Annotated in this window: 22 protein-coding genes; 5 read left to right on the top strand and 17 right to left on the bottom strand. The window is 68.4% G+C overall.

Annotated elements, in window-relative coordinates:
- Position 1 precedes the first annotated feature (1 nt).
- A complete protein-coding gene (locus WA670_RS10165; protein ID WP_336157571.1) occupies positions 2 to 586 on the top strand; it encodes a flavodoxin family protein in 585 nt (194 codons plus the stop codon).
- Between the two features lie 13 nt (positions 587 to 599).
- On the opposite strand, the gene nucS is transcribed toward WA670_RS10165, so the two are convergent.
- Positions 600 to 1,259: an endonuclease NucS gene (gene nucS, locus WA670_RS10160; protein ID WP_037815327.1), complete on the bottom strand. Its 660-nt coding sequence runs from the start codon at positions 1,257 to 1,259 to the stop codon at positions 600 to 602.
- A 93-nt stretch (positions 1,260 to 1,352) separates the two neighbouring features.
- Here nucS and WA670_RS10155 point away from each other — a divergent pair, with 93 nt between their 5' ends.
- A complete protein-coding gene (locus WA670_RS10155) occupies positions 1,353 to 1,892 on the top strand; it encodes an NUDIX domain-containing protein (RefSeq protein WP_238604486.1) in 540 nt (179 codons plus the stop codon).
- A gap of 122 nt (positions 1,893 to 2,014) precedes the next feature.
- On the opposite strand, the gene WA670_RS10150 is transcribed toward WA670_RS10155, so the two are convergent.
- Together WA670_RS10150 and WA670_RS10145 are read right to left on the bottom strand one after the other, a co-directional pair.
- Complete coding sequence (locus WA670_RS10150; RefSeq protein ID WP_134667337.1) at positions 2,015 to 2,788, bottom strand: enoyl-CoA hydratase-related protein; 774 nt, start codon at positions 2,786 to 2,788, stop codon at positions 2,015 to 2,017.
- On the bottom strand, positions 2,761 to 3,759 hold the full coding sequence (locus tag WA670_RS10145; RefSeq protein ID WP_336157570.1) for a GlxA family transcriptional regulator: 999 nt from the start codon (positions 3,757 to 3,759) through the stop codon (positions 2,761 to 2,763). The genes WA670_RS10150 and WA670_RS10145 overlap by 28 nt, the downstream gene beginning before the upstream one ends.
- Before the next feature lie 71 nt (positions 3,760 to 3,830).
- On the opposite strand from WA670_RS10145, the gene WA670_RS10140 reads away from it, so the two are divergent.
- The gene (locus WA670_RS10140) at positions 3,831 to 4,388 is read left to right on the top strand and encodes a cysteine hydrolase family protein (protein WP_275292990.1); all 558 of its coding nucleotides are present in this window, start codon (positions 3,831 to 3,833) and stop codon (positions 4,386 to 4,388) included.
- Here the strand turns inward: WA670_RS10140 and ehuA are convergent.
- The 9 genes from ehuA to WA670_RS10095 all read right to left on the bottom strand — a co-directional run bounded on the left by ehuA (position 4,372) and on the right by WA670_RS10095 (position 11,903).
- Positions 4,372 to 5,136, bottom strand: coding sequence for an ectoine/hydroxyectoine ABC transporter ATP-binding protein EhuA (gene ehuA, locus WA670_RS10135; RefSeq protein WP_037815335.1), 765 nt, complete (start codon positions 5,134 to 5,136; stop codon positions 4,372 to 4,374). The genes WA670_RS10140 and ehuA overlap by 17 nt on opposite strands.
- Before the next feature lie 4 nt (positions 5,137 to 5,140).
- Entirely contained in the window at positions 5,141 to 5,797 is a 657-nt protein-coding gene (gene ehuD, locus WA670_RS10130) for an ectoine/hydroxyectoine ABC transporter permease subunit EhuD (RefSeq protein ID WP_037815337.1), read from the bottom strand.
- The gene (gene ehuC / locus WA670_RS10125; RefSeq protein ID WP_037815339.1) at positions 5,794 to 6,498 is read right to left on the bottom strand and encodes an ectoine/hydroxyectoine ABC transporter permease subunit EhuC; all 705 of its coding nucleotides are present in this window, start codon (positions 6,496 to 6,498) and stop codon (positions 5,794 to 5,796) included. Before ehuC ends, ehuD begins: the two co-directional genes overlap by 4 nt.
- A 16-nt stretch (positions 6,499 to 6,514) precedes the next feature.
- On the bottom strand, positions 6,515 to 7,420 hold the full coding sequence (gene ehuB, locus WA670_RS10120) for an ectoine/hydroxyectoine ABC transporter substrate-binding protein EhuB (RefSeq protein ID WP_051172122.1): 906 nt from the start codon (positions 7,418 to 7,420) through the stop codon (positions 6,515 to 6,517).
- A 364-nt stretch (positions 7,421 to 7,784) separates the two neighbouring features.
- Entirely contained in the window at positions 7,785 to 9,809 is a 2,025-nt protein-coding gene (locus tag WA670_RS10115; protein WP_078870552.1) for a protein meaA, read from the bottom strand.
- Between the two features lie 50 nt (positions 9,810 to 9,859).
- Positions 9,860 to 10,177, bottom strand: coding sequence for a DUF6191 domain-containing protein (locus tag WA670_RS10110; RefSeq protein ID WP_199817775.1), 318 nt, complete (start codon positions 10,175 to 10,177; stop codon positions 9,860 to 9,862).
- A gap of 3 nt (positions 10,178 to 10,180) precedes the next feature.
- Positions 10,181 to 10,714: a hypothetical protein gene (locus tag WA670_RS10105; RefSeq protein ID WP_037815340.1), complete on the bottom strand. Its 534-nt coding sequence runs from the start codon at positions 10,712 to 10,714 to the stop codon at positions 10,181 to 10,183.
- 18 nt (positions 10,715 to 10,732) lie between these two features.
- A complete protein-coding gene (locus WA670_RS10100) occupies positions 10,733 to 11,278 on the bottom strand; it encodes a hypothetical protein (RefSeq protein WP_037815342.1) in 546 nt (181 codons plus the stop codon).
- Positions 11,279 to 11,345: 67 nt separating this feature from the next.
- Positions 11,346 to 11,903: a hypothetical protein gene (locus WA670_RS10095; RefSeq protein WP_037815344.1), complete on the bottom strand. Its 558-nt coding sequence runs from the start codon at positions 11,901 to 11,903 to the stop codon at positions 11,346 to 11,348.
- 113 nt (positions 11,904 to 12,016) lie between these two features.
- Between WA670_RS10095 and WA670_RS10090 the strand changes: the two genes are divergently transcribed.
- Positions 12,017 to 12,646 carry a LysE family translocator gene (locus tag WA670_RS10090; RefSeq protein ID WP_037815345.1) on the top strand — a complete coding sequence of 210 codons (630 nt, stop codon included), beginning with the start codon at positions 12,017 to 12,019 and terminating at the stop codon, positions 12,644 to 12,646.
- Between the two features lie 105 nt (positions 12,647 to 12,751).
- Here WA670_RS10090 and WA670_RS10085 read toward each other — a convergent pair whose 3' ends face one another.
- The 3 genes from WA670_RS10085 to WA670_RS10075 are packed head-to-tail and all read right to left on the bottom strand — an operon-like array spanning position 12,752 to position 15,133.
- Complete coding sequence (locus tag WA670_RS10085; RefSeq protein ID WP_336157569.1) at positions 12,752 to 13,942, bottom strand: alpha/beta hydrolase family protein; 1,191 nt, start codon at positions 13,940 to 13,942, stop codon at positions 12,752 to 12,754.
- Positions 13,939 to 14,745: an NmrA family NAD(P)-binding protein gene (locus WA670_RS10080; protein ID WP_238604477.1), complete on the bottom strand. Its 807-nt coding sequence runs from the start codon at positions 14,743 to 14,745 to the stop codon at positions 13,939 to 13,941. The genes WA670_RS10085 and WA670_RS10080 overlap by 4 nt, the downstream gene beginning before the upstream one ends.
- The gene (locus tag WA670_RS10075) at positions 14,738 to 15,133 is read right to left on the bottom strand and encodes a nuclear transport factor 2 family protein (protein ID WP_037815350.1); all 396 of its coding nucleotides are present in this window, start codon (positions 15,131 to 15,133) and stop codon (positions 14,738 to 14,740) included. The genes WA670_RS10080 and WA670_RS10075 overlap by 8 nt, the downstream gene beginning before the upstream one ends.
- Positions 15,134 to 15,227: 94 nt before the next feature.
- Between WA670_RS10075 and WA670_RS10070 the strand changes: the two genes are divergently transcribed.
- Positions 15,228 to 15,818 (top strand): TetR/AcrR family transcriptional regulator, encoded by a 591-nt coding sequence (locus WA670_RS10070; RefSeq protein WP_037815429.1) that lies wholly within the window; start codon positions 15,228 to 15,230, stop codon positions 15,816 to 15,818.
- A 6-nt stretch (positions 15,819 to 15,824) separates the two neighbouring features.
- On the opposite strand, the gene WA670_RS10065 is transcribed toward WA670_RS10070, so the two are convergent.
- Together WA670_RS10065 and murA are read right to left on the bottom strand one after the other, a co-directional pair.
- Positions 15,825 to 16,370, bottom strand: coding sequence for a Uma2 family endonuclease (locus WA670_RS10065; RefSeq protein ID WP_238604476.1), 546 nt, complete (start codon positions 16,368 to 16,370; stop codon positions 15,825 to 15,827).
- On the bottom strand, positions 16,367 to 17,641 hold the full coding sequence (gene murA / locus WA670_RS10060) for a UDP-N-acetylglucosamine 1-carboxyvinyltransferase (RefSeq protein ID WP_037815353.1): 1,275 nt from the start codon (positions 17,639 to 17,641) through the stop codon (positions 16,367 to 16,369). Before murA ends, WA670_RS10065 begins: the two co-directional genes overlap by 4 nt.
- Positions 17,642 to 17,686 lie beyond the last annotated feature (45 nt).

The raw sequence follows: 17,686 nt of genomic DNA, 5'->3' as shown, positions 1-17,686 counted from the left end.
GATGTCCTCTGTTCACGTCGCCATCGCTTACTTCTCCGGCTACGGGCACACCCTCGAGATCGCGAAGGCCGTCGCGGCGGGCGCCGAGTCAGTGCCCGGCACCCGCGCCGACCTGGTCGACGTAGCCGAAATGACCGACGCGAAATGGGAAACCCTCGACGCCGGCGACGCGATCATCTTCGGCACGCCGACCTACATGGGTTCGGCGTCCGGCGCGTTCCACGTGTTCGCCGAAGCGACCTCGAAGCGCTGGATGTCCCAGCGCTGGCTGGACAAACTCGCGTCCGGGTTCACCAACTCCGGCTCGATGAGCGGCGACAAACTGCACACGCTGCAGTACCTGGCGCTGCTCGCCGCGCAGCACGGCATGCACTGGGTCAGCCTCGGCCTCATGCCCGGCTGGAACACCACCACCAGCACCGAACACGACGACAACCGGCTCGGGTTCTACCTCGGCGCGGGCGCGCAGACCTGGAACGACCAGGGCCCGGAAGCCGTCCACGCCGCCGACCTCGCCACCGCACGCCACCTCGGCGCCCGGGTCGCGACGCAGGCCCGGCGGTACCGGCAGCCGCTCGCCGCCTGATCCCGGGCGGTGCTCAGAACAGCCGGAACTCGTCCGAATCCGTGCCGCGCAACGCGTCGTAGTCCAAGACGACGCAGCGGATCCCTCGGTCCTCGGCGAGGACGCGCGCCTGCGGCTTGATCACCTGCGCCGCGAACACGCCCTGCACCGGGGCGAGCAGCGGGTCGCGGTTGAGGAGTTCGAGGTACCGGGTCAACTGCTCGACCCCGTCGATCTCGCCGCGGCGTTTGATCTCCACCGCGACCGAACCGCCGTTGGCGTCGCGGGCCATGATGTCGACCGGGCCGATCGCGGTCGGGTACTCGCGGCGGACCAGCGTGTAGCCGTCGCCGAGGGTTTTGATGTGCTCGGCGAGCAGTTCCTGCAAATGCGCTTCGACGCCGTCCTTCTGCAGGCCCGGGTCGACGCCGAGGTCGTGCTTCAGGTCGTGCATGACCTCGTCGATGGTGATGACGAGTTTCTCGCCCGCCTTGTTCTGGACCGTCCAGACGTCCGGGTCCTCGATCAGCCAGCACGGCGGCGACATCCAGTTCAGCGGCTTGTAGGAGCCGCCGTCGGAGTGCACGAGCACCGAGCCGTCGGCCTTCACCATCAGGACGCGGTTGGCCATCGGGAGATGCGCGGTCAGCCTGCCGACGTAGTCGACCTGGCACCGGGCGACGACGAGCCTCATCGGACCCGCCCCGCACGGAGCGGGCCGGCTTGCTGGGAAGGGAGCACGAGACGCACCCGCCGAGGGTAGGACAGGCTCGGCGATACTGGCGAGGTGGACCCCATTCAGCGTGTCGCGACCCGCGAGGTGTATCGGAACAACTGGATGACGGTGCGCGAGGACGCCATCCGCCGCGCCGACGGCAGCGACGGCATCTACGGCGTCGTCGACAAACCGACCTACGCGCTGGTCATCCCCCTCGACGGCGACCGGCTGCACCTGGTCGAGCAATTCCGGTACCCGCTCGGAATGCGGCGCTGGGAATTCCCGCAGGGCACCGCGCCCGACCTCGCCGAGACCCCGCCCGCCGAACTGGCGCAACGGGAATTGCGGGAGGAGACGGGATTGCGGGCGTCGGCGTTCACCGAACTGGGGATGCTGGACGTCGCGCCCGGGCTGACCAGCCAGCGCGGGCACGTGTACCTCGCGACCGGCCTCACCGAGGGCGAGCCGGAGCGGGAACTGGAAGAACAGGACATGCGGACGGCGTGGTTCAGCCGGGCCGAGGTCGAGAAGATGATCTCCACCGGGGAGATCTCGGACGCGCAGACGGTGGCGGCTTATACGTTGCTGCTGCTGCACGAACGTCGCTGACTCACGGCAGCCCGCCCCTCCCGCTCACCGCACGACCGACCGGTCCGTGAAGGGCTCCTTGAGGGAATCTGGTTCCCGCAAGGAGCCCTTCACGGACTTCTCCGGAGCAGAAGAGCCGGACGTCAGTCCGTCCAGTCGGGTTTGCGCTTCTCCAGGAACGCCGCCATTCCTTCCCGCGCCCCGGGCAGTTGCGAAGCCGAAGCCATCACCTCGACGGCGATCGCGTACGCGTCCGCTTCCGGGCGGTCCAGCTGCGCGTACAGGGTCTGCTTCCCCATCGCCTTGCTCGCCCGGCTGCCGCGGGTCGCGCGGCCGAGCAGGTCGGCGACCGCCTCGTCCAGGGAATCGTCCGGGACCACGCGGTTGACCAGGCCCCAGTCCAGCGCCGTCGCCGCATCGATCACGTCGCCGGTCAAGGCCAGTTCCATCAGGCGTTTCCGGCCGATCGCGCGCGCCACCGGCACCGCGGGCGTGTGGCAGAACCAGCCGCCCTTGCCGCCGGGCAGCGCGAATCCCGAGGACTCCGCCGCGACCGCCAGGTCGCACGACGCCACCAGCTGGCATCCGGCGGCCGTCGCCAGGCCGTGCACCCGGGCGATCACCACCTGCGGGACCGATTCCATCGTCCGCATCAGCGTCGTGCACAGGGTGAGCAGTTCGCGCACCCCCATGAGGTCGCGGGCGGCGACGTCGCCGAAGTCGTGCCCGGCGGAGAACACCGGCCCCGCGCCGGCCAGCACGATGCCGGTCGCGTCGGACTCGCCCGCCTCGCGGAACGCGGCGAGCAATTCGCCGAGATGGTCGGCGGACAGCGAATTGCGCCGTGCCGCGCGGTTCATCGTGATGGTGACCGTGTCCCCGTCCCGCTTCACGAGGAGGTGCTCGTACTCGCCCATGCCCCGACCGTAACCCCGACCGGCGGGATGCGGAAAGTGCGCCGATACGAATCCGGCCCGACCCCGACCTCCGCCCGCAGCCGTCGGCGCAGGTTCGCGGCGCTGCCGAGCCCCGCCCGCTCGGCCACCCGGGCGACCGGCAGATCCGTGGTCTCCAGCAGCCGCTGCGCGTGCTGCACCCGCTGGACGAGCAGCCACCGGCCGGGCGTGCTCCCCGTCGCGGCAGCGAACTCGCGATGGAAGGTCCGCGGGCTCATCCCGGCGTGCTCGACCAGATCCGGCACCCCGATCTCGTCCGCGAGCCGGGTCAGCGCCCAGTCCATTGTGGACGCGATACCCGGCCGGGAAGCGTTGGCGGGCAACGGAGCTTCCGCGTACTGGCGCTGGCCGCCTTCCCGCACCGGCGGCATCACCAGCCGCCGGGCAAGCCGCGCGGCGACCTCGGCTCCATGATCACGGCGAACCAGATGCAGGCAAAGATCAAGACCGCCGACGACGCCCGCTGAGGTAAGCACGCCGTCCTGTTCGGTGTAGAGCACGCCGCGGCGGAGTTCGGCAGCGGGCGCGGCCGTCGCGAGTGTGTCCAGGTCCCGCCAATGCGTGGTCGCGGGGCGGCCGTCGAGCAATCCGGCAGCAGCGAGGGTGAAAGCTCCGGAGCAAAGCCCAGCCACCGTCGAACCGGCGCGATGGGCCCGGCGAAGCGCGGCGCGAGCGGCGGCGGGTACTTCGGCCAGCGGATCGTCCCGTCCTGGGGCGAGAACCAGGTCGCAGTCGGCCAAGCCGGAAAGCCCGTGCGTCGCGACGACTTCGCCGAACGGCGACACCCGCGTCCTTCCTCGCCCCGGCGCGCAGACGCGCACCGCGAACGGGCCGATCCCGCTGTCGGTGCGGTCCTGCGCCCACACCTCCGCGATCACCGCGAGGTCGAACATCCGGCTGCCCGGCAGGAGCAGCACCCCGATCGTGCGCATGGCAGAAAAGTATCGCATCGCGCGTCTTGTGCCACTCCCCGCCGCGTGCTCCCCCGGACAGAATCGAAGCCATGACCACCGCATTGCTGCTGATCGACGTCCAGCGAGGATTCGACGACGCCGAGTTCTGGGGACCGCGCAACAACCCCGGCGCGGAAGCGAACATGAAGGCGCTGCTGCATGCCTGGCAGGACCGGCGCGACCCGGTCGTGCTCGTGCACCACGATTCGACCACGCCCGGTTCGCCGCTGCGCCCGGGTCAGCCCGGCAACGATTTCAAACCCGAACTCGACGGCGCCCGCCCGGACCTGCTCTTCGGCAAGAAGGTCAACTCGGCGTTCCTGGGCGACGTCGACCTGGACGCCTGGTTCAAGACCCGCGGCATCACGAGCTTCGTGCTGGCCGGGATCCAGACCAACTTCTGCTGCGAAACCACCGCGCGGATGGGCGGAAACCTGGGCTACGACATCACTTTCGCCCTCGACGCGACCTTCACCTTCGACCTGGAAGGCCCGGACGGCACCGTCCTCACCGCCGACGAGCTGTACCGCGCGACCGCGACGAACCTGCACGGCGACCGTTTCGCGACGGTCAAGTCCACCAAGGAAATTCTCACTCTCGATCGATGACAGCGCGCAGGAATTCCTTCGTGCGTTCGTGTTCCGGCGCAGTGAACAACCGATCCGGCGGCGCGTCCTCCAACACCTGACCGCGGTCGAACATCATCACCCGATCCGACACATCGCGAGCGAACTGCATCTCGTGCGTCACGCACAGGATCGTGATGTCCGTGGTCGAGGCGATTTCCCGGAGCACCCGCAACACCTCCGCAACCAGTTCCGGGTCCAATGCCGACGTGACCTCGTCCAGCAGCAGCACTTCCGGCCGCATCGCCAACGCGCGAGCGATCGCGACGCGCTGCTGCTGGCCGCCGGAAAGCTGCGTCGGATGCGCGTCCGCCTTGTCCGCGAGGCCGACCAATTCGAGCAGTTCGGTCGCGCGCGCCGTCGCGTCCCGCGCGGACAGGCCGAGGGCGCGGATCGGGGCCTCGGTGATGTTCTGCAGGACCCGCATGTTCGGGAAGAGGTTGAACTGCTGGAAAACCATCCCGATCGACCGGCGCATCCCGCGGAGGTATTTCTCGTCCGCCGGAACGAGTTTTCCCCGCCGGGGCATGTGGCTCAGCGGCTTGCCGCCGACCTCGATCCGGCCGCCGTCGACCTTCTCCAGGGTCATCAGCAACCGCAGGATGGTCGTCTTGCCGGAACCGCTCGGCCCGATCAGCGAGACGAATTCCCCTGGCGCGACGGTGAAATCGAGGTCGCGCAGCACGGTGGTGCCGCCGAACTTCTTCACCACCTGGTCGAAGCGGATCATCGGTTCATCTGCTGAGTCCAAAACGACGCTCCAGGAATCGCACGAGCAGGGACGCCGGGTAGCTCAGCACGAGGAAGAGCACGCCCGCCAAGGTGAGAGGTTCGACGTAGCGGAAATTCAGCGAGCCGACCTCGAACGCGGCGCCGGCGAGGTCGAGCACGCCGATCGCCAGCAGCAGCGGGGTTTCCTTGAACATCGAGATCGTGTAGTTGCCGAGCGCGGGCAGCACCCGCGGGATCGCCTGCGGCAGGATCACCCGCAGCCAGGTGCGCGCCTTCGGCAGGCTGAGCGCGACCGCGGCCTCCCACTGTCCTTTCGGGACAGCGTCGATCCCGGCGCGGTACACCTCGGACGTGTAAGTCGCGTAATGCAGCCCGAGTCCGAGCACGCCCGCGGTCAGCGGCGAGAGCGTCACCCCGAACTGCGGCAGCACGAAGAACAGGAAGAACAACTGGACCAGCAACGGAGTGCTGCGCACGAACTCCACCACCAGCCAGGTCGCCCAGCTGACCGCGCGAATCCGCGACCGCCGGAGAATCGCGAAAACCAAACCCAGCACGTAGGCGAGCAGTGCGCCGAGAACGGTCGCCTCGAACGTCACCAGGAGCCCCTCCAGCACCGAAGGAAGCACCTTCCACAGATAAGCCCAGTCCCAGCTCATGTGCCCGCCCCGCTCAGCACTGCCCGCCGCCGGGCGGGTGCGCGGCCTACCCGCGCCGCTGTCCGCCGTTCCAGCAGTTTCATGCCGCTGCTGATCAGGATCGACAGGACCAGGTAGAACACCAGCACGATCGTCCAGATCAACGCGGCCTGCCCGGTGTAGCGCGTCACCAGGACCTGGCTCGCCTGATAGGTCATCTCGGGCACGGTGATGAAGGTGAGCAGCGCGGTGCCCTTGAGCAGTTGGATGAACAGGTTCGTGAACGGCGGCACCATGTCGACCAGCGCCTGCGGCAGGATCACCCGCCGCATCCGCTGCGCCGGCGTGAAGTTGAGCGCGACGCAGCCTTCCCGCTGCTCACGCGGGACCGCTTGCACAGCGCCGCGCACGATCTCCGCGCCGTACGCGCCGAAGTTCAGGCCGAGCACCGCGATGCCGGACCACAACGGCAGGATCTGGAAACCGGTGAGCACGGGCAGCGCGAAGTAGATCCAGAACAGCTGGACGACCTCCGAGGTCCCGCGCCACACCTCGACGTAGATCCGCGTGACAGCACGCAAAACGGCGAACCGCGACAGCATCGCCAGCCCGGCGAGGAACGACAGAACAGTGGCGACCAGGATGCCGCCGACCGTCGCCTCGACCGTCAGCAGCAGTCCGTTCGCGACGGTGGAGACGAACAGTCCGAAGTGGTCGAACATCAGCCGTCCACCGCCGTCAGGAACCCGAGCAGAGCTGCTCGGTCGTGACGTCGGCGGGCGGCAGGTTGTCCTTGGTGAAGCCGAACGGCTTGACGATCTCCAGCCATTGGCCGTTCTGGTGCAGCTTCGCCAGTTCGGCGTTGAACGCGTTCACCAGATCGCTGTCGGTCTTGCGGAACACGAAACCGCCTGCCTGGATCTGTTTCTTGCCCTGCACCTGCGGCACGAATCCGCTCGTGACCTCCAGCGCGGCACCCGGATTCTGCTTGAGCAGCGCCTTCAGCGAGATGTCGGTGAGCGCGCCCGCGTACGCGCGATTCGCCTGCAATGCCTGCAGCATTTGCGGTTGGCCGTCGTAGGTCTGCAGCTGGCTGTCCGGGATCCCGGTCGCCTTCGCCACCTGCTGCTCGACCGTGCCGGACAGCACCGCGAGGTTCACGCCCTTCGCCTTGATGTCCTCAAAATTCAGGACTTGCTTCGGATTCCCTTTCGGCACCAGGAAAGCCGTGGGGGTCACGTAGTCGACCGCGGAGAACGCCGCCTGTTTGCACCGGTCCGGCAGGATCGCCATGCCCGCGGCGACCATGTCGTACTGGCCCGCGGCGAGCGCCGGGATGAGCTGTTTGAATTCGACCTGCGTCGCTTCGACCTTCGCGATGCCGATGTTCTTGAAGACCGCCTTGGCGACCTCGGGCGATTCGCCGGTCACGTTGCCGCCGTCGGTGTAGCCGTAGGGGATCTCGCCCGCGATGCCGACCTTGATGGAGCCCGCCTTCTTCGCCCGGTCGAGCGCTCCGCCGCCCTGCCCGCCCGCCTGCGGGGCTTGGGTGCACGCGGCGGCGAACGCGGTTCCGCCCAGCACCACCGCTCCGGACGCCGCCAGCCGGAAGAAGTCCCGTCGCTTCCATTCGTCGTGAACCATGTCGCGGCCCCTTCGCCCTGATCGGGTCACGAACCCGTGACCTGCGATTTCCGGTCACGGCCGGCCAGGGACCCCACCCCGCGAAGCTGGCGGCAGTGACGCCGACAAGGATCGAACGTAGGCACCCGCCGGGGCGCGGTCAAAGATTCTTTTGCGCCCGGTCGGTTCTGTTACCGATTAGAAACGCGCTTCCCGGCACATTTTTCCGGGCGGACGGAAATTGATCATCGAGGATTCCGCCCGGACGCAGCGGCTCCCCGGGAATTCGATCATCCACAGTGGACAAAAATCGGCCGCAGGCCAAGATTGCGCCACTGTAACGGTAATCGATCACCGCGGGGTTTCACACTGGAGAACCGAACGGCTACGCACCGCTCAATCCGTGCCGTTCGCGAATCAATTCCACGATACCGGCCATGATGTCGGTCAATTCGTAGTCCTTGGGCGTGAACACCCGCGCGATCCCGCGTTCGGTCAGCAGCGCGGCGTCGTCCGGCGGGATGATGCCCCCGACGATCACCGGGATGTCCCCGGCCCCGGCCGCGCGCAGGCCGTCGACCACCAGCGGCACGACCTCCAGATGCGACCCGGACAGCACCGACAGCCCGACGACGTGCACGCCCTCCTGCACCGCGGCCGCGACGATCTGGTCCGGAGTCAGCCGGATGCCCTGGTAGATCACCTCGAACCCGACGTCGCGAGCCCGCACCGCGACCTGCTCGGCACCGTTGGAGTGTCCGTCCAGCCCGGGTTTCCCGACGAGAATCCGCAGCCGCTCGCCGAGTTCGGTTTCGGTGCGGCGCACCAGTTCCCGGACGCGCTCCAGTTCCGGATTGCCCTGCCCGGCCGCCGAAGCCGCGGAAACGCCCGTCGGCGCCCGGTATTCCCCGAACACCTCGCGCAGCGCGCCCGACCATTCCCCGGTCGTCACGCCCGCCCGCGCACAGTCCACAGTGGCCTCGAACAGATTGTCCGAAGTGGACGCTTTCGCCTTCAGCGCGGCGAGTGCCTTCGCCACCGCGGCGTTGTCCCGTTCCTCGCGCCACTTTTCCACCGCGGCGACCGCGGCCTTCTCCACCGCCGGGTCGATCGTCTCGATCGCTTTGGCCCCCTCCGCCTGCAACGGCGACGGCTCAGTGGTCTCGAACTTGTTGACCCCCACCAGAATGCGCTCGCCGTTCTCCATCCCCCGCCGGTACTCCGCGAGCGACGAAACCAGCTGCGACTTCATGTAACCGCTCTCGACGGCGGCCACCGCCCCGCCAAGGTCCTGCACCCGCGCGATCTCCTCGCGCGCGCCGGAAACGATCTCGTCGACCTTCGCCTGCACTACGTGCGAACCGTCGAAAATGTCCTCGTACTCCAGCAGATCCGTCTCGAACGCGAGCACCTGCTGCATCCGCAGCGCCCACTGCTGATCCCACGGCCGAGGCAGCCCCAGCGCCTCATTCCACGCCGGCAGCTGAATCGCCCGCGCCCGCGAACCCCGCGACAGCGACACGGCGAGCATCTCCAGCACGATCCGCTGGACGTTGTTCTCCGGCTGCGCCTCGGTGAGCCCGAGCGAGTTCACCTGCACGCCGTACCGCAGCCGCCGCGCCTTCGGGTTCTCGACGCCGTAGCGCTCGCGCGTCAGCTCGTCCCACAGCTGCGTGAACGCGCGCATCTTGCACATCTCTTCGACAAACCGGACGCCCGCGTTGACGAAGAACGAGATCCGCGCGACGACCTTCTCCATGTCGGCCTGGTCGACCTGACCGGAGTCGCGCACCGCGTCCAGCACGGCGATCGCGGTGCACAGCGCGTACGCGACCTCCTGCGTCGGCGTCGCGCCCGCTTCCTGCAGGTGGTAGCTGCAGATGTTGATCGGGTTCCACTTCGGCACGTGGTGCACGGTCCACGCGATCATGTCGGTGATCAGCCGGAGGCTCGGCCCGGGCGGGAAAATGTAGGTGCCGCGGGAGAGGTACTCCTTGATGATGTCGTTCTGCGTGGTGCCGGTGAGCTTGACCAGCACCTCGTCGACGTCGCGGCCCTCGGCTTCGGCCTGCTCGCGCGCCACCGAGACGTACAGCGCGAGCAGCCACATCGCGGGCGCGTTGATGGTCATCGAGGTGTTCGCCTCGGCGAGCGGGATGCCGTCGAACAGCTGCCGCATGTCGCCGATGTGCGAAACCGGCACGCCGACCTTGCCGACCTCGCCGCGCGCGAGCACGTGGTCCGGGTCGTAGCCGGTCTGCGTCGGCAGGTCGAAGGCGACCGACAGCCCGGTCTGACCCTTGGCGAGGTTCCGGCGGTACAGCTCGTTGGACGCGGCGGCGGACGAATGACCCGCGTAGGTGCGCATCACCCAGGGCCGGTCGCGCTCGTGGTCGGTGGGGTACGGCACGGTGCACCTCTCTTCGCCGAGACGACCGCCCGAGTGTACCCGCCGGTAACTTAATCGGCGGAGTGGATTCGGCCACTCCCGGGTGAAGCCCCGGGCCGGACGACCACTACCCCGCGGTCGAGGTCGACGGTACCCAGCGGAGGCGCTCCCTGCGCGTCCTCCTCGAGGGTCATCTCCACCGAATCCCGGTGCTCGAGCTCATTGCGCTTGGTGCCGTAGAGGAACGCGGTGACCTCGTCGAGGTACGTCGAGGACAGCCGCGCCTTGAGCCTCGACGGCTTGTTCCTCCGGCGCAGCTCCCATCCGCCGACGATCAGCAGCACGATGGTGGCGACCGGCAGCGCGAGACCCAGCAAGGTCAGCAGCATGTTTCACCCAACGACCGGGGCGCGCGGAGCGTTCCGGGCGATCAGCTCGGCTACCCGAGCGGCATCCGGCACGGCCATCAGCTCCGGCAGGATCGGAAACCAGGCGGGCCGGGGGCGGAAGCCCTGGTCCCGCAGCCATTCGAGGGCCGTGGGATGGAAGTCGACCGTCCCGGTGCCGTCGCCGTGGTCGTGCACGCGCGGCGCGCGGAGATCGGCGAGCTGGACCCAGCGGAACTCGATCCCGGGCGGCGACTCCGACGCGAAGATCAGCCTGCGGTCGGTGACCAGGTAGGTCGTCACGGCGATGAAACCGCGACGCTCGCGGTTGCGCTCGAAGCCGGCGTTGAGAAACATGCTGAGCACGACGATCCAGCCGATCAGGACGCCGTAACTCAGGTCCAGGGCCGCGGCCACTACCGCGGTGGCGAGGAGCAGGACCCCCACGGCGAGGTAGTAGTGGTAATCGCGGTAGCGCCGCACGTAGCGCTGCGGCCGCCCGGACCAGAGCAGTTGTTCGCCTTCGACCAGTGGGTACATGACGCCCTCCAGCACGTTTCACCCGACGACCGGCGAGCGCGGAGCGTTTCGGACGATCAGCTCCGCGACGTGCTCCGCATCCTCGATCGCGAGCAGTTCGGGCAGCATCATGGAGAGCGACGACTGCGCCCGGTACTGCTGATCGCGCAGCCACTCGCGCAGGGTGGGCCGGAAGTCGACGGTGCCGGTGCCGTCGCCGTGGTCTCGCACTCTCGGTTCGCGCAGGTCCGGATGCCAGATCCAGCGGAACTCGATGCCGCCCGGACGGTCGGCGACGAAAATGAGCCTGCGATCGGTCACCAGGTAAGTCAGCACCCCAAGCAGCAGCTTCCGCTGCCGGTTCCGTTCGGCGGACAGTCCGATCAGCATGCCGAAGAAGCCCGGTACCAGTGCGAAAATGGCGAGATCCACCTCGAACTTCGCGACACCCAAGACTCCGATCGCGATGAGCGCCTGGAAGGCCACCACCGAAACGACGTAGCCGTGATAATCGCGGTAACGCCGCACGAACCGCTGCGGTCGCCCGGACCAGAGCAGTTGTTCGCCTTCGGCCAGTGGGTACATGACGCCCTCCTCGCTCCCCGAAGAGAGCACGCCGCCTGGTTCGACCGGGTTGCCCGGCTGGCCGGAGTCAGCTGGATGTTCCACCCGACGGTTGGAGAGCGCGGAGTGTTCGAGCGATCAGTTCGGCGACGTGCTCCGGCTCCTCGATCGCGATCAGTTCGGGCGTCATTGTCGTGAGCGACGACTGCGCCTGGAACTTCTGGTCGCGCAGCCGGACGCGCGAGGGCCCCTTGAAGCTGACGGTGCCGGTCCCGTCGCCGTGGTCGCGCAGCCGCGGCTCGTCCAGGTCGGGAAGCCACACCCAGCGGAACTCGATGCCGCCCGGACGGTCGGCGACGAAGACGAGCCTGCGATCGGTCACCAGGTAAGTCAGCACGCCGAGCAGCAGCTTTCGCTGCCGGTTCCGTTCGGCGGTCTGCGCGACCGCCGCGCCGAAGAAGCCCGGCAACAGCGCAAGGACGGCGAGCTCCATGCCGAGCTTCACGGTGGCGAAAACGCCTAGCGCGCCAAGCGTGGCGAAGCCCACCGTCGCTGCGACGTACCCGTGAAAGTCCGCGTACCGACGCGGGTACCGCTGCGGCCGCCCGGACCAGAGCAGGTGCTCGCCTTCTGCCAGTGGAAACATGTCGCCCTCCTCGCTCCCGAAGAGAGCACGCCGTCCGGTTCGCCCAGGTTGCCGAACCGGTGTGACGGAAATCCGCGAGACGTCGGCCGGTCCGGGATCTACCGTGGTCAGACGTGACGTGGAGCGGGTACGGCAGTTATCTGGTGATCGTGGTTCTCATCGTGCTCGCGCCGGGGCCGGACACGATGGTGATGCTGAAGAACGCCCTGTCCGGCGGCGCGCGCGGCGGCTTGCTGGCCACAGCGGGCATCTTCGCCGGCAACGCGGCGCAGGGCACGGCCGCGGCGCTCGGGCTCGGCGTCGTGATCGCCCGTTCGCAGCCGGTGTTCCTCACGCTCAAGTGGCTCGGTGCCGCCTACCTCCTGTACCTCGGCTTCCAAGCGCTGCGCGGTGCCTGGCGCGGCAACTACGACGCGGTCGCCGACACCCAGCGCAAGCGCACCAGCGGCTTCCGGCGGTGGCGCGAGGGGTTCCTGTCCAACATCACGAACCCCAAGGTGCTGGTGCTGTACCTTTCGGTGCTGCCGCAGTTCCTCGACCCGGTGCGCACGACGACCTGGGACGCACTGGTGCTCGCGTACACGGTCGCCGTGCTGGGCACGATCTGGCTGCTGGTGCTGCTGTTCTTCGTGCACCGCGTCCGCGCGTGGCTCAGCCGCCGCAAGGTCCGCCGCGCGCTGGACGGGGTGACCGGCACCGCGCTGGTCGGGTTCGGCGCGGCGCTGGCCCTCGAATCCTCGTGAGCGTTGGCGGACGACGGAGTGTCCGCGATGTCCTGAGACATCAACTGTCGGCGATGTCCTGAGACTCAGCAGCCGGTGAGAACCGGCTTCAACACTCACGAGAACTCACAGCACGTCGTCCAGCCAGTCGTAGATCCGACCGCTCGCGAGCCGCATCGCGCCGACGTGGCAGTGTGCGTCCGCGCCCTCCTCCGCGGTGAAGTTCAGCAGCTTCTTCGGGCCGCTGATCCGGTCGTACAGCTGCTGCGGCTGTCCGGTGAAGAACAGGTCCTCCGGGGCGTCGCAGATCAGCGCCGGGCATGTGATGCGCTCGGCCACGCCGTCGTAGAGGTTGTACTCGAGGTACTTCGCCAGGAACTCGCGATCGGTCGCGCCGCCCATCACGTAGCGGCCGTGGCCCAGTGCCCAGCGGACGGTCGGGTTCTGCTCCTTCGCGCCGGCTAGAAAGGCGTCCAGTTCAGGGTCCTCCGGTGCGTTCGCGCGGCGGACGATCTCGTCGCGGTCCCACGGGAGTTGCTGCACGAAAGCCGCACCGGCGTCGAAGAGCCCGTCCACGGCGACGACGGCCGACAGCCGCGGTTCGAACGCGGCGGCGCGCGGCGCGAGCATCCCGCCGAGGCTCCAGCCGATCAGCGCGACCTTCTCCGGGAGCACGCCGGGGAGAGCGAGGGCGTAGTCGAGCACCTGGCCGACGACGTGCTCCCAGTCGGGGCGGAACAGCATCCCGTCGCGGTGGACGGCGCTGGGCTGGCCGGGGCCGTCGAAGGTCAGCACGTGGTAGCCGCGTTCCTGGCCCGCTGTCGCGCCCATGAAGTGCAGATCCTCGGCACTGCCGTCGAAACCGTTGTGCGCCACCAGAAGCGGCTTCGGACCGTCGCCGGGAGCTCGGTAGAAGTAGCCGCGCAAGACGTGGCCGTCGTAGGGGATTTCGATCCGTTCGACGTGATCGAGCGTTGCTATCGCGTTCTGGAAGCACTCGACGTTGCGCTCGTAGGCGTAGTTGATCCGCGGGTCTTCCGGGTTGCTGTGCAAGAAAAACTCGGCACGGCGGTAGTACGTCGAGGCCCGCAGGTACGCGTCGCGTGCGCTGACCGGGTGCATGGTCGCGGCCTCGGCGTAAAGCCGCTCAGCGGTGGCGAGCCACGCGTCGTGCCAGCTGTCGTAGTCACCGGATTTGATGTTCGACGCGATCGCGACGATCTCGCCGAAATCCGCGCCCCCGTATGCGATCTCGCCGAACGCGAGCAAGGTCTCGAACCAGAATTGCGGGTCGTCTTCGAACAGCAGCGGCTTCATCGGATCTCTTCCTTCGCGAAAGTGCGGAAATCACGGGCGGGTCGTCCGGCGACCCGCTCGACGGTGTCGGTGACGCGGTCCTCGGCGCCGCCGCGAATCGCCTCGTCCAGCAAGGCGAGCATTTCGGCGTACGACTCGGGGAGCCCGTCGCGGACCAGGAATTGCTGGTACTGCGAGGTGGAAACCGGCTCGTGTACGACCGGATGGCCGAGCCGTTTCCCGACGATCTCGGCGGCCTCGGCGTAGCTGAGCGCGCGCGGACCGGTGATGAGGTGATCGGTGTTGTGCGGTTCCGGGTCGAGCAGCGCGCGGACGGCGACCGCGGCGATGTCGACGGCGTCGACGAACGCCACCCGGGCGTCCCCGGTCGCGGTGACGATCCGGCCCGCGCGGGCGCTGTCGCCGACCAGATGCCCGGCGGTGAAGTTCTGCATGAACCACGACGGCCGCAGCACCGCCCAGCCCGGCTGACGGCGGACGAGGCCGGGCAGCCCGCCCACTACCGGGGTGTGCTCGTCCACCGCGGACGAACTGAGCAACACCACCCGCGCGTCCGGCGCGTGCTTGAGGAACTCTTCGACGAGCGACTGCGGATCGGCTCCGACGGGGGCGATCAGGTAGACCGCCGAGACCCCGTCCAGCGCCGGACCGTACGTCGCGGGCTCGTCCCAATCGAACCGGATCTGGCCGGGTTCGACGGGATTCCGGGTCGCCGCGCGCGGCCGCACCCCGGCGGCTTCGAGCCCGCGCACGACGCGGCTGCCGGTGGTGCCGGTGGAGCCGAGCACGAGAACGTCAGACACCCGGCACCCCGAGAACGTCGATCACCGCGAGCGGGCTGAAGTAGTCGCGATACCGGTGGATCTGGCCGTCCCGGACGGTCAGCACCACGACGTAGCCGAGGCGGTACGGCTTCTGCGTGGCGACCGCGATGCCGGCCAGTTCGAACTCCGCGATCGAGACCTCCGGATCGGTCGTCTGGTGCACGGTCTTGGCGGCGACCTCGCGGATGTCGAACAGGTTCGGGTAGTTGCGCAGGTACTCGGCCAGTGCGGCGCGGCCTTCGACCCGCCCGGGCTCGCCGGGCGCGGCGAACGGGAACTCGAGCACGGCGTCCTCGGCGAACAACTGCACGAATCCGGCCATGTCGTGCTGGACCAGCAGGTCGAGCGCGTGATCGATGAGCTGCATCGAACCCCCTCCTCAGGAATGGACGAGACGGTACCGTCTCATCCACAACGTACACGGGACGGTACCGTCCCGTCCACACGCTATGCTGATCGCCATGACGACCCGCCGGACACCGACCGGAGCTGCCGTTCTGCAGCCCGACGTCACTTACGCCATCACCGAAGCCGTGATCGACGAACTGGCCGACCACGGTTTCGGCAGGCTGTCGATGGAAGCGGTCGCGAAACGCGCGGGCGTCGGGAAGAGCGCGCTTTACCGGCGCTGGCCGTCGAAAGACGAAATGATCGGCGCGGTCATCGCGGAATTCAGCGTGGCGCGCGCGGTGGACCCGGACACCGGCAGCCTGCGCGGCGATATCCGGGCCTCGCTGGAAGCACTCTGCGAATGGATCACGCATCCGCGGTTTTCACGGATCTTCCCCGGGCTGATCGCGGAAGCCCGCCGGAACCCGGCCATGGCCGAATTCGCCCGCCTGACGATCGGCGGCCCCCGGCGGGCGGTCAACCGGGCGGTGTTCACGAGAGCGATCGAGCGCGGGGAGATCCCGGCGGACACGGATATCGAACTGGCGCTGGATATGGGCGCGGGAATCGTTTACTGGCGGCTGATCGTGCGCGGGGTTCCGGCGGAGGAGGGGTATTTGGATCAGGTGACGGATTTGGTGGTGCGGGCGTTGAGCGCGTAACCGGCTTTACAGCAGGGTTTTCAGTTCCAGCGACACTTCGACCGGAGTGACGACCTGGAAAGTGCCCTGGTGCGCGCCGGTCGGGACGTACGAGCGGGTGGTCGCGTCGAGTCGGTAGCAGAAGACGGTAAGCCCGCCGACCTCGTCGGTGGTGTTCTCGACCCGCCAGAACTGCGGAATCCCGGCGGCCGCGTACTCAGCGGGTTTGTCGATCTGATCGACAGTGATCGATCCTGGCGACATCACCTCGACAACGAGGCGGCAGTGCTCCGGGCGCAGCACTGCGTCGGTGGGCAGATCTGCGTCGTAGACGACCAAGTCCGGACGCCGGTTCAGCAACGGGACATCGCGCAGCCGGAGGTCGACGTCGAACTCGACGGCGAGATCGCTGCCGCAGGCCGATTCGAGTTCGTAAGACAGCCTCCGAGTGATTCTCTGATGCCTTCGCGACCGCATCGGCCGAGCACGGATTACCCCGTCGACGACCTCGACGTCGCGGCAGCTTTCTTCGTCCCGCTCCGCGTAGTCGCCTGCGGAGCACCCGTCGCTCAAGCCCGCTCCGGCTCCCCCGTCACCCGCTCGATCCGGGCGCCCAGCCGGTTCAGGTTTTCCACGAAATGCGGGTACCCGCGGTCGATGTGGAACACGTCCCACACCTCGGTCACGCCGTCCGCGCACAGTCCGGCCAGCACCAGCCCTGCCCCGGCGCGGATGTCCGACGCCCACACCGGCGCGCTCGACAGCTTCTCCACGCCCCGGACCACCGCGTGGTGGCCGTCCGTGCGGGCGTCGCCGGACAGCCGGATCATCTCTTCGATGAACCGGAACCGGGCCTCGTAGACGTTCTCGGTGATCATCGACGTGCCCTCGGACACCGCCGACAGCGCGACCGCGAACGGCTGCAGGTCGGTGGCGAAACCGGGGTACGGCAGCGTCACCCAGTCGACCGCCTTCGGGCGTTCCGGCTGGACGACGCGGAAGCCCTTGTCGTCGTAGGTGGTCACCTCCGCGCCGGCCAGGCGCAGTTTGTCCAGGACCAGGTCGAGGTGGTGCGGATTCACGCCGCGCACGGTCAGGTCGCCGCGGGTCATCGCGGCGGCGAACGCCCAGGTCGCGCCGACGATGCGGTCGCCGATCACGCGGTGTTCCGTCGGGTGCAGCGACTCGACGCCGTGGACGGTGAGCGTCGAGGTGCCCGCGCCCTCGATCTTCGCGCCCATCTCGGTCAGCATCGTGCAGATGTCGGCGATTTCCGGCTCGCGGGCGGCGTTGTCGATCACCGTCGTGCCCTCGGCCAGCACGGCCGCCATCAGGATGTTCTCGGTCGCGCCGACGCTCGGGAAGTCCAGCCAGATCTGAGTGCCCACCAGCGTCTCGGCCTTCGCGACGACGCAGCCGTGCTCGATGGTGCTCGTCGCGCCGAGCTTGCGGAGGCCGTTCTGGTGCATGTCGAGGGGACGCTGGCCGATCGCGTCGCCGCCGGGCAGCGCGACGACCGCCTGCTTCAGCCTGCCGACCAGCGGGCCCAGCACGCACACCGAGGCGCGCAGCTTGCCCATCGCCGCCGAATCGGCGCGGTGCGACAGCTCCGCGGGCGTCGTGATGCGCGCCGTGTCGCCCTCGATCTCCACCTCGCAGCCGACGCTGCGCAGGACGTCGCCCATCAGCGGGACGTCCAGGATCTGCGGGCAGTTCGTGATGGTCGTGGTGCCTTCGGCCAGCAGTGCCGCGGCCATCAGTTTCAGCACGCTGTTCTTCGCGCCGACCACGTCGACCTCGCCGACCAGCCGGGCTCCGCCATGCACGTCGAAGTGCTCGCTCATGGCCGCCAATCATGCCCTCTCGCCCAGTTTTGCCCGAACCCGGGC

This window comes from Amycolatopsis sp. VC5-11 (assembly GCF_037034185.1).
In the GTDB taxonomy this organism is placed as follows: domain Bacteria; phylum Actinomycetota; class Actinomycetes; order Mycobacteriales; family Pseudonocardiaceae; genus Amycolatopsis; species Amycolatopsis nivea.
The sequence above is the reverse complement of the archived record's forward strand: the minus strand, read 5'-3'. Positions and strand labels throughout refer to the sequence as shown.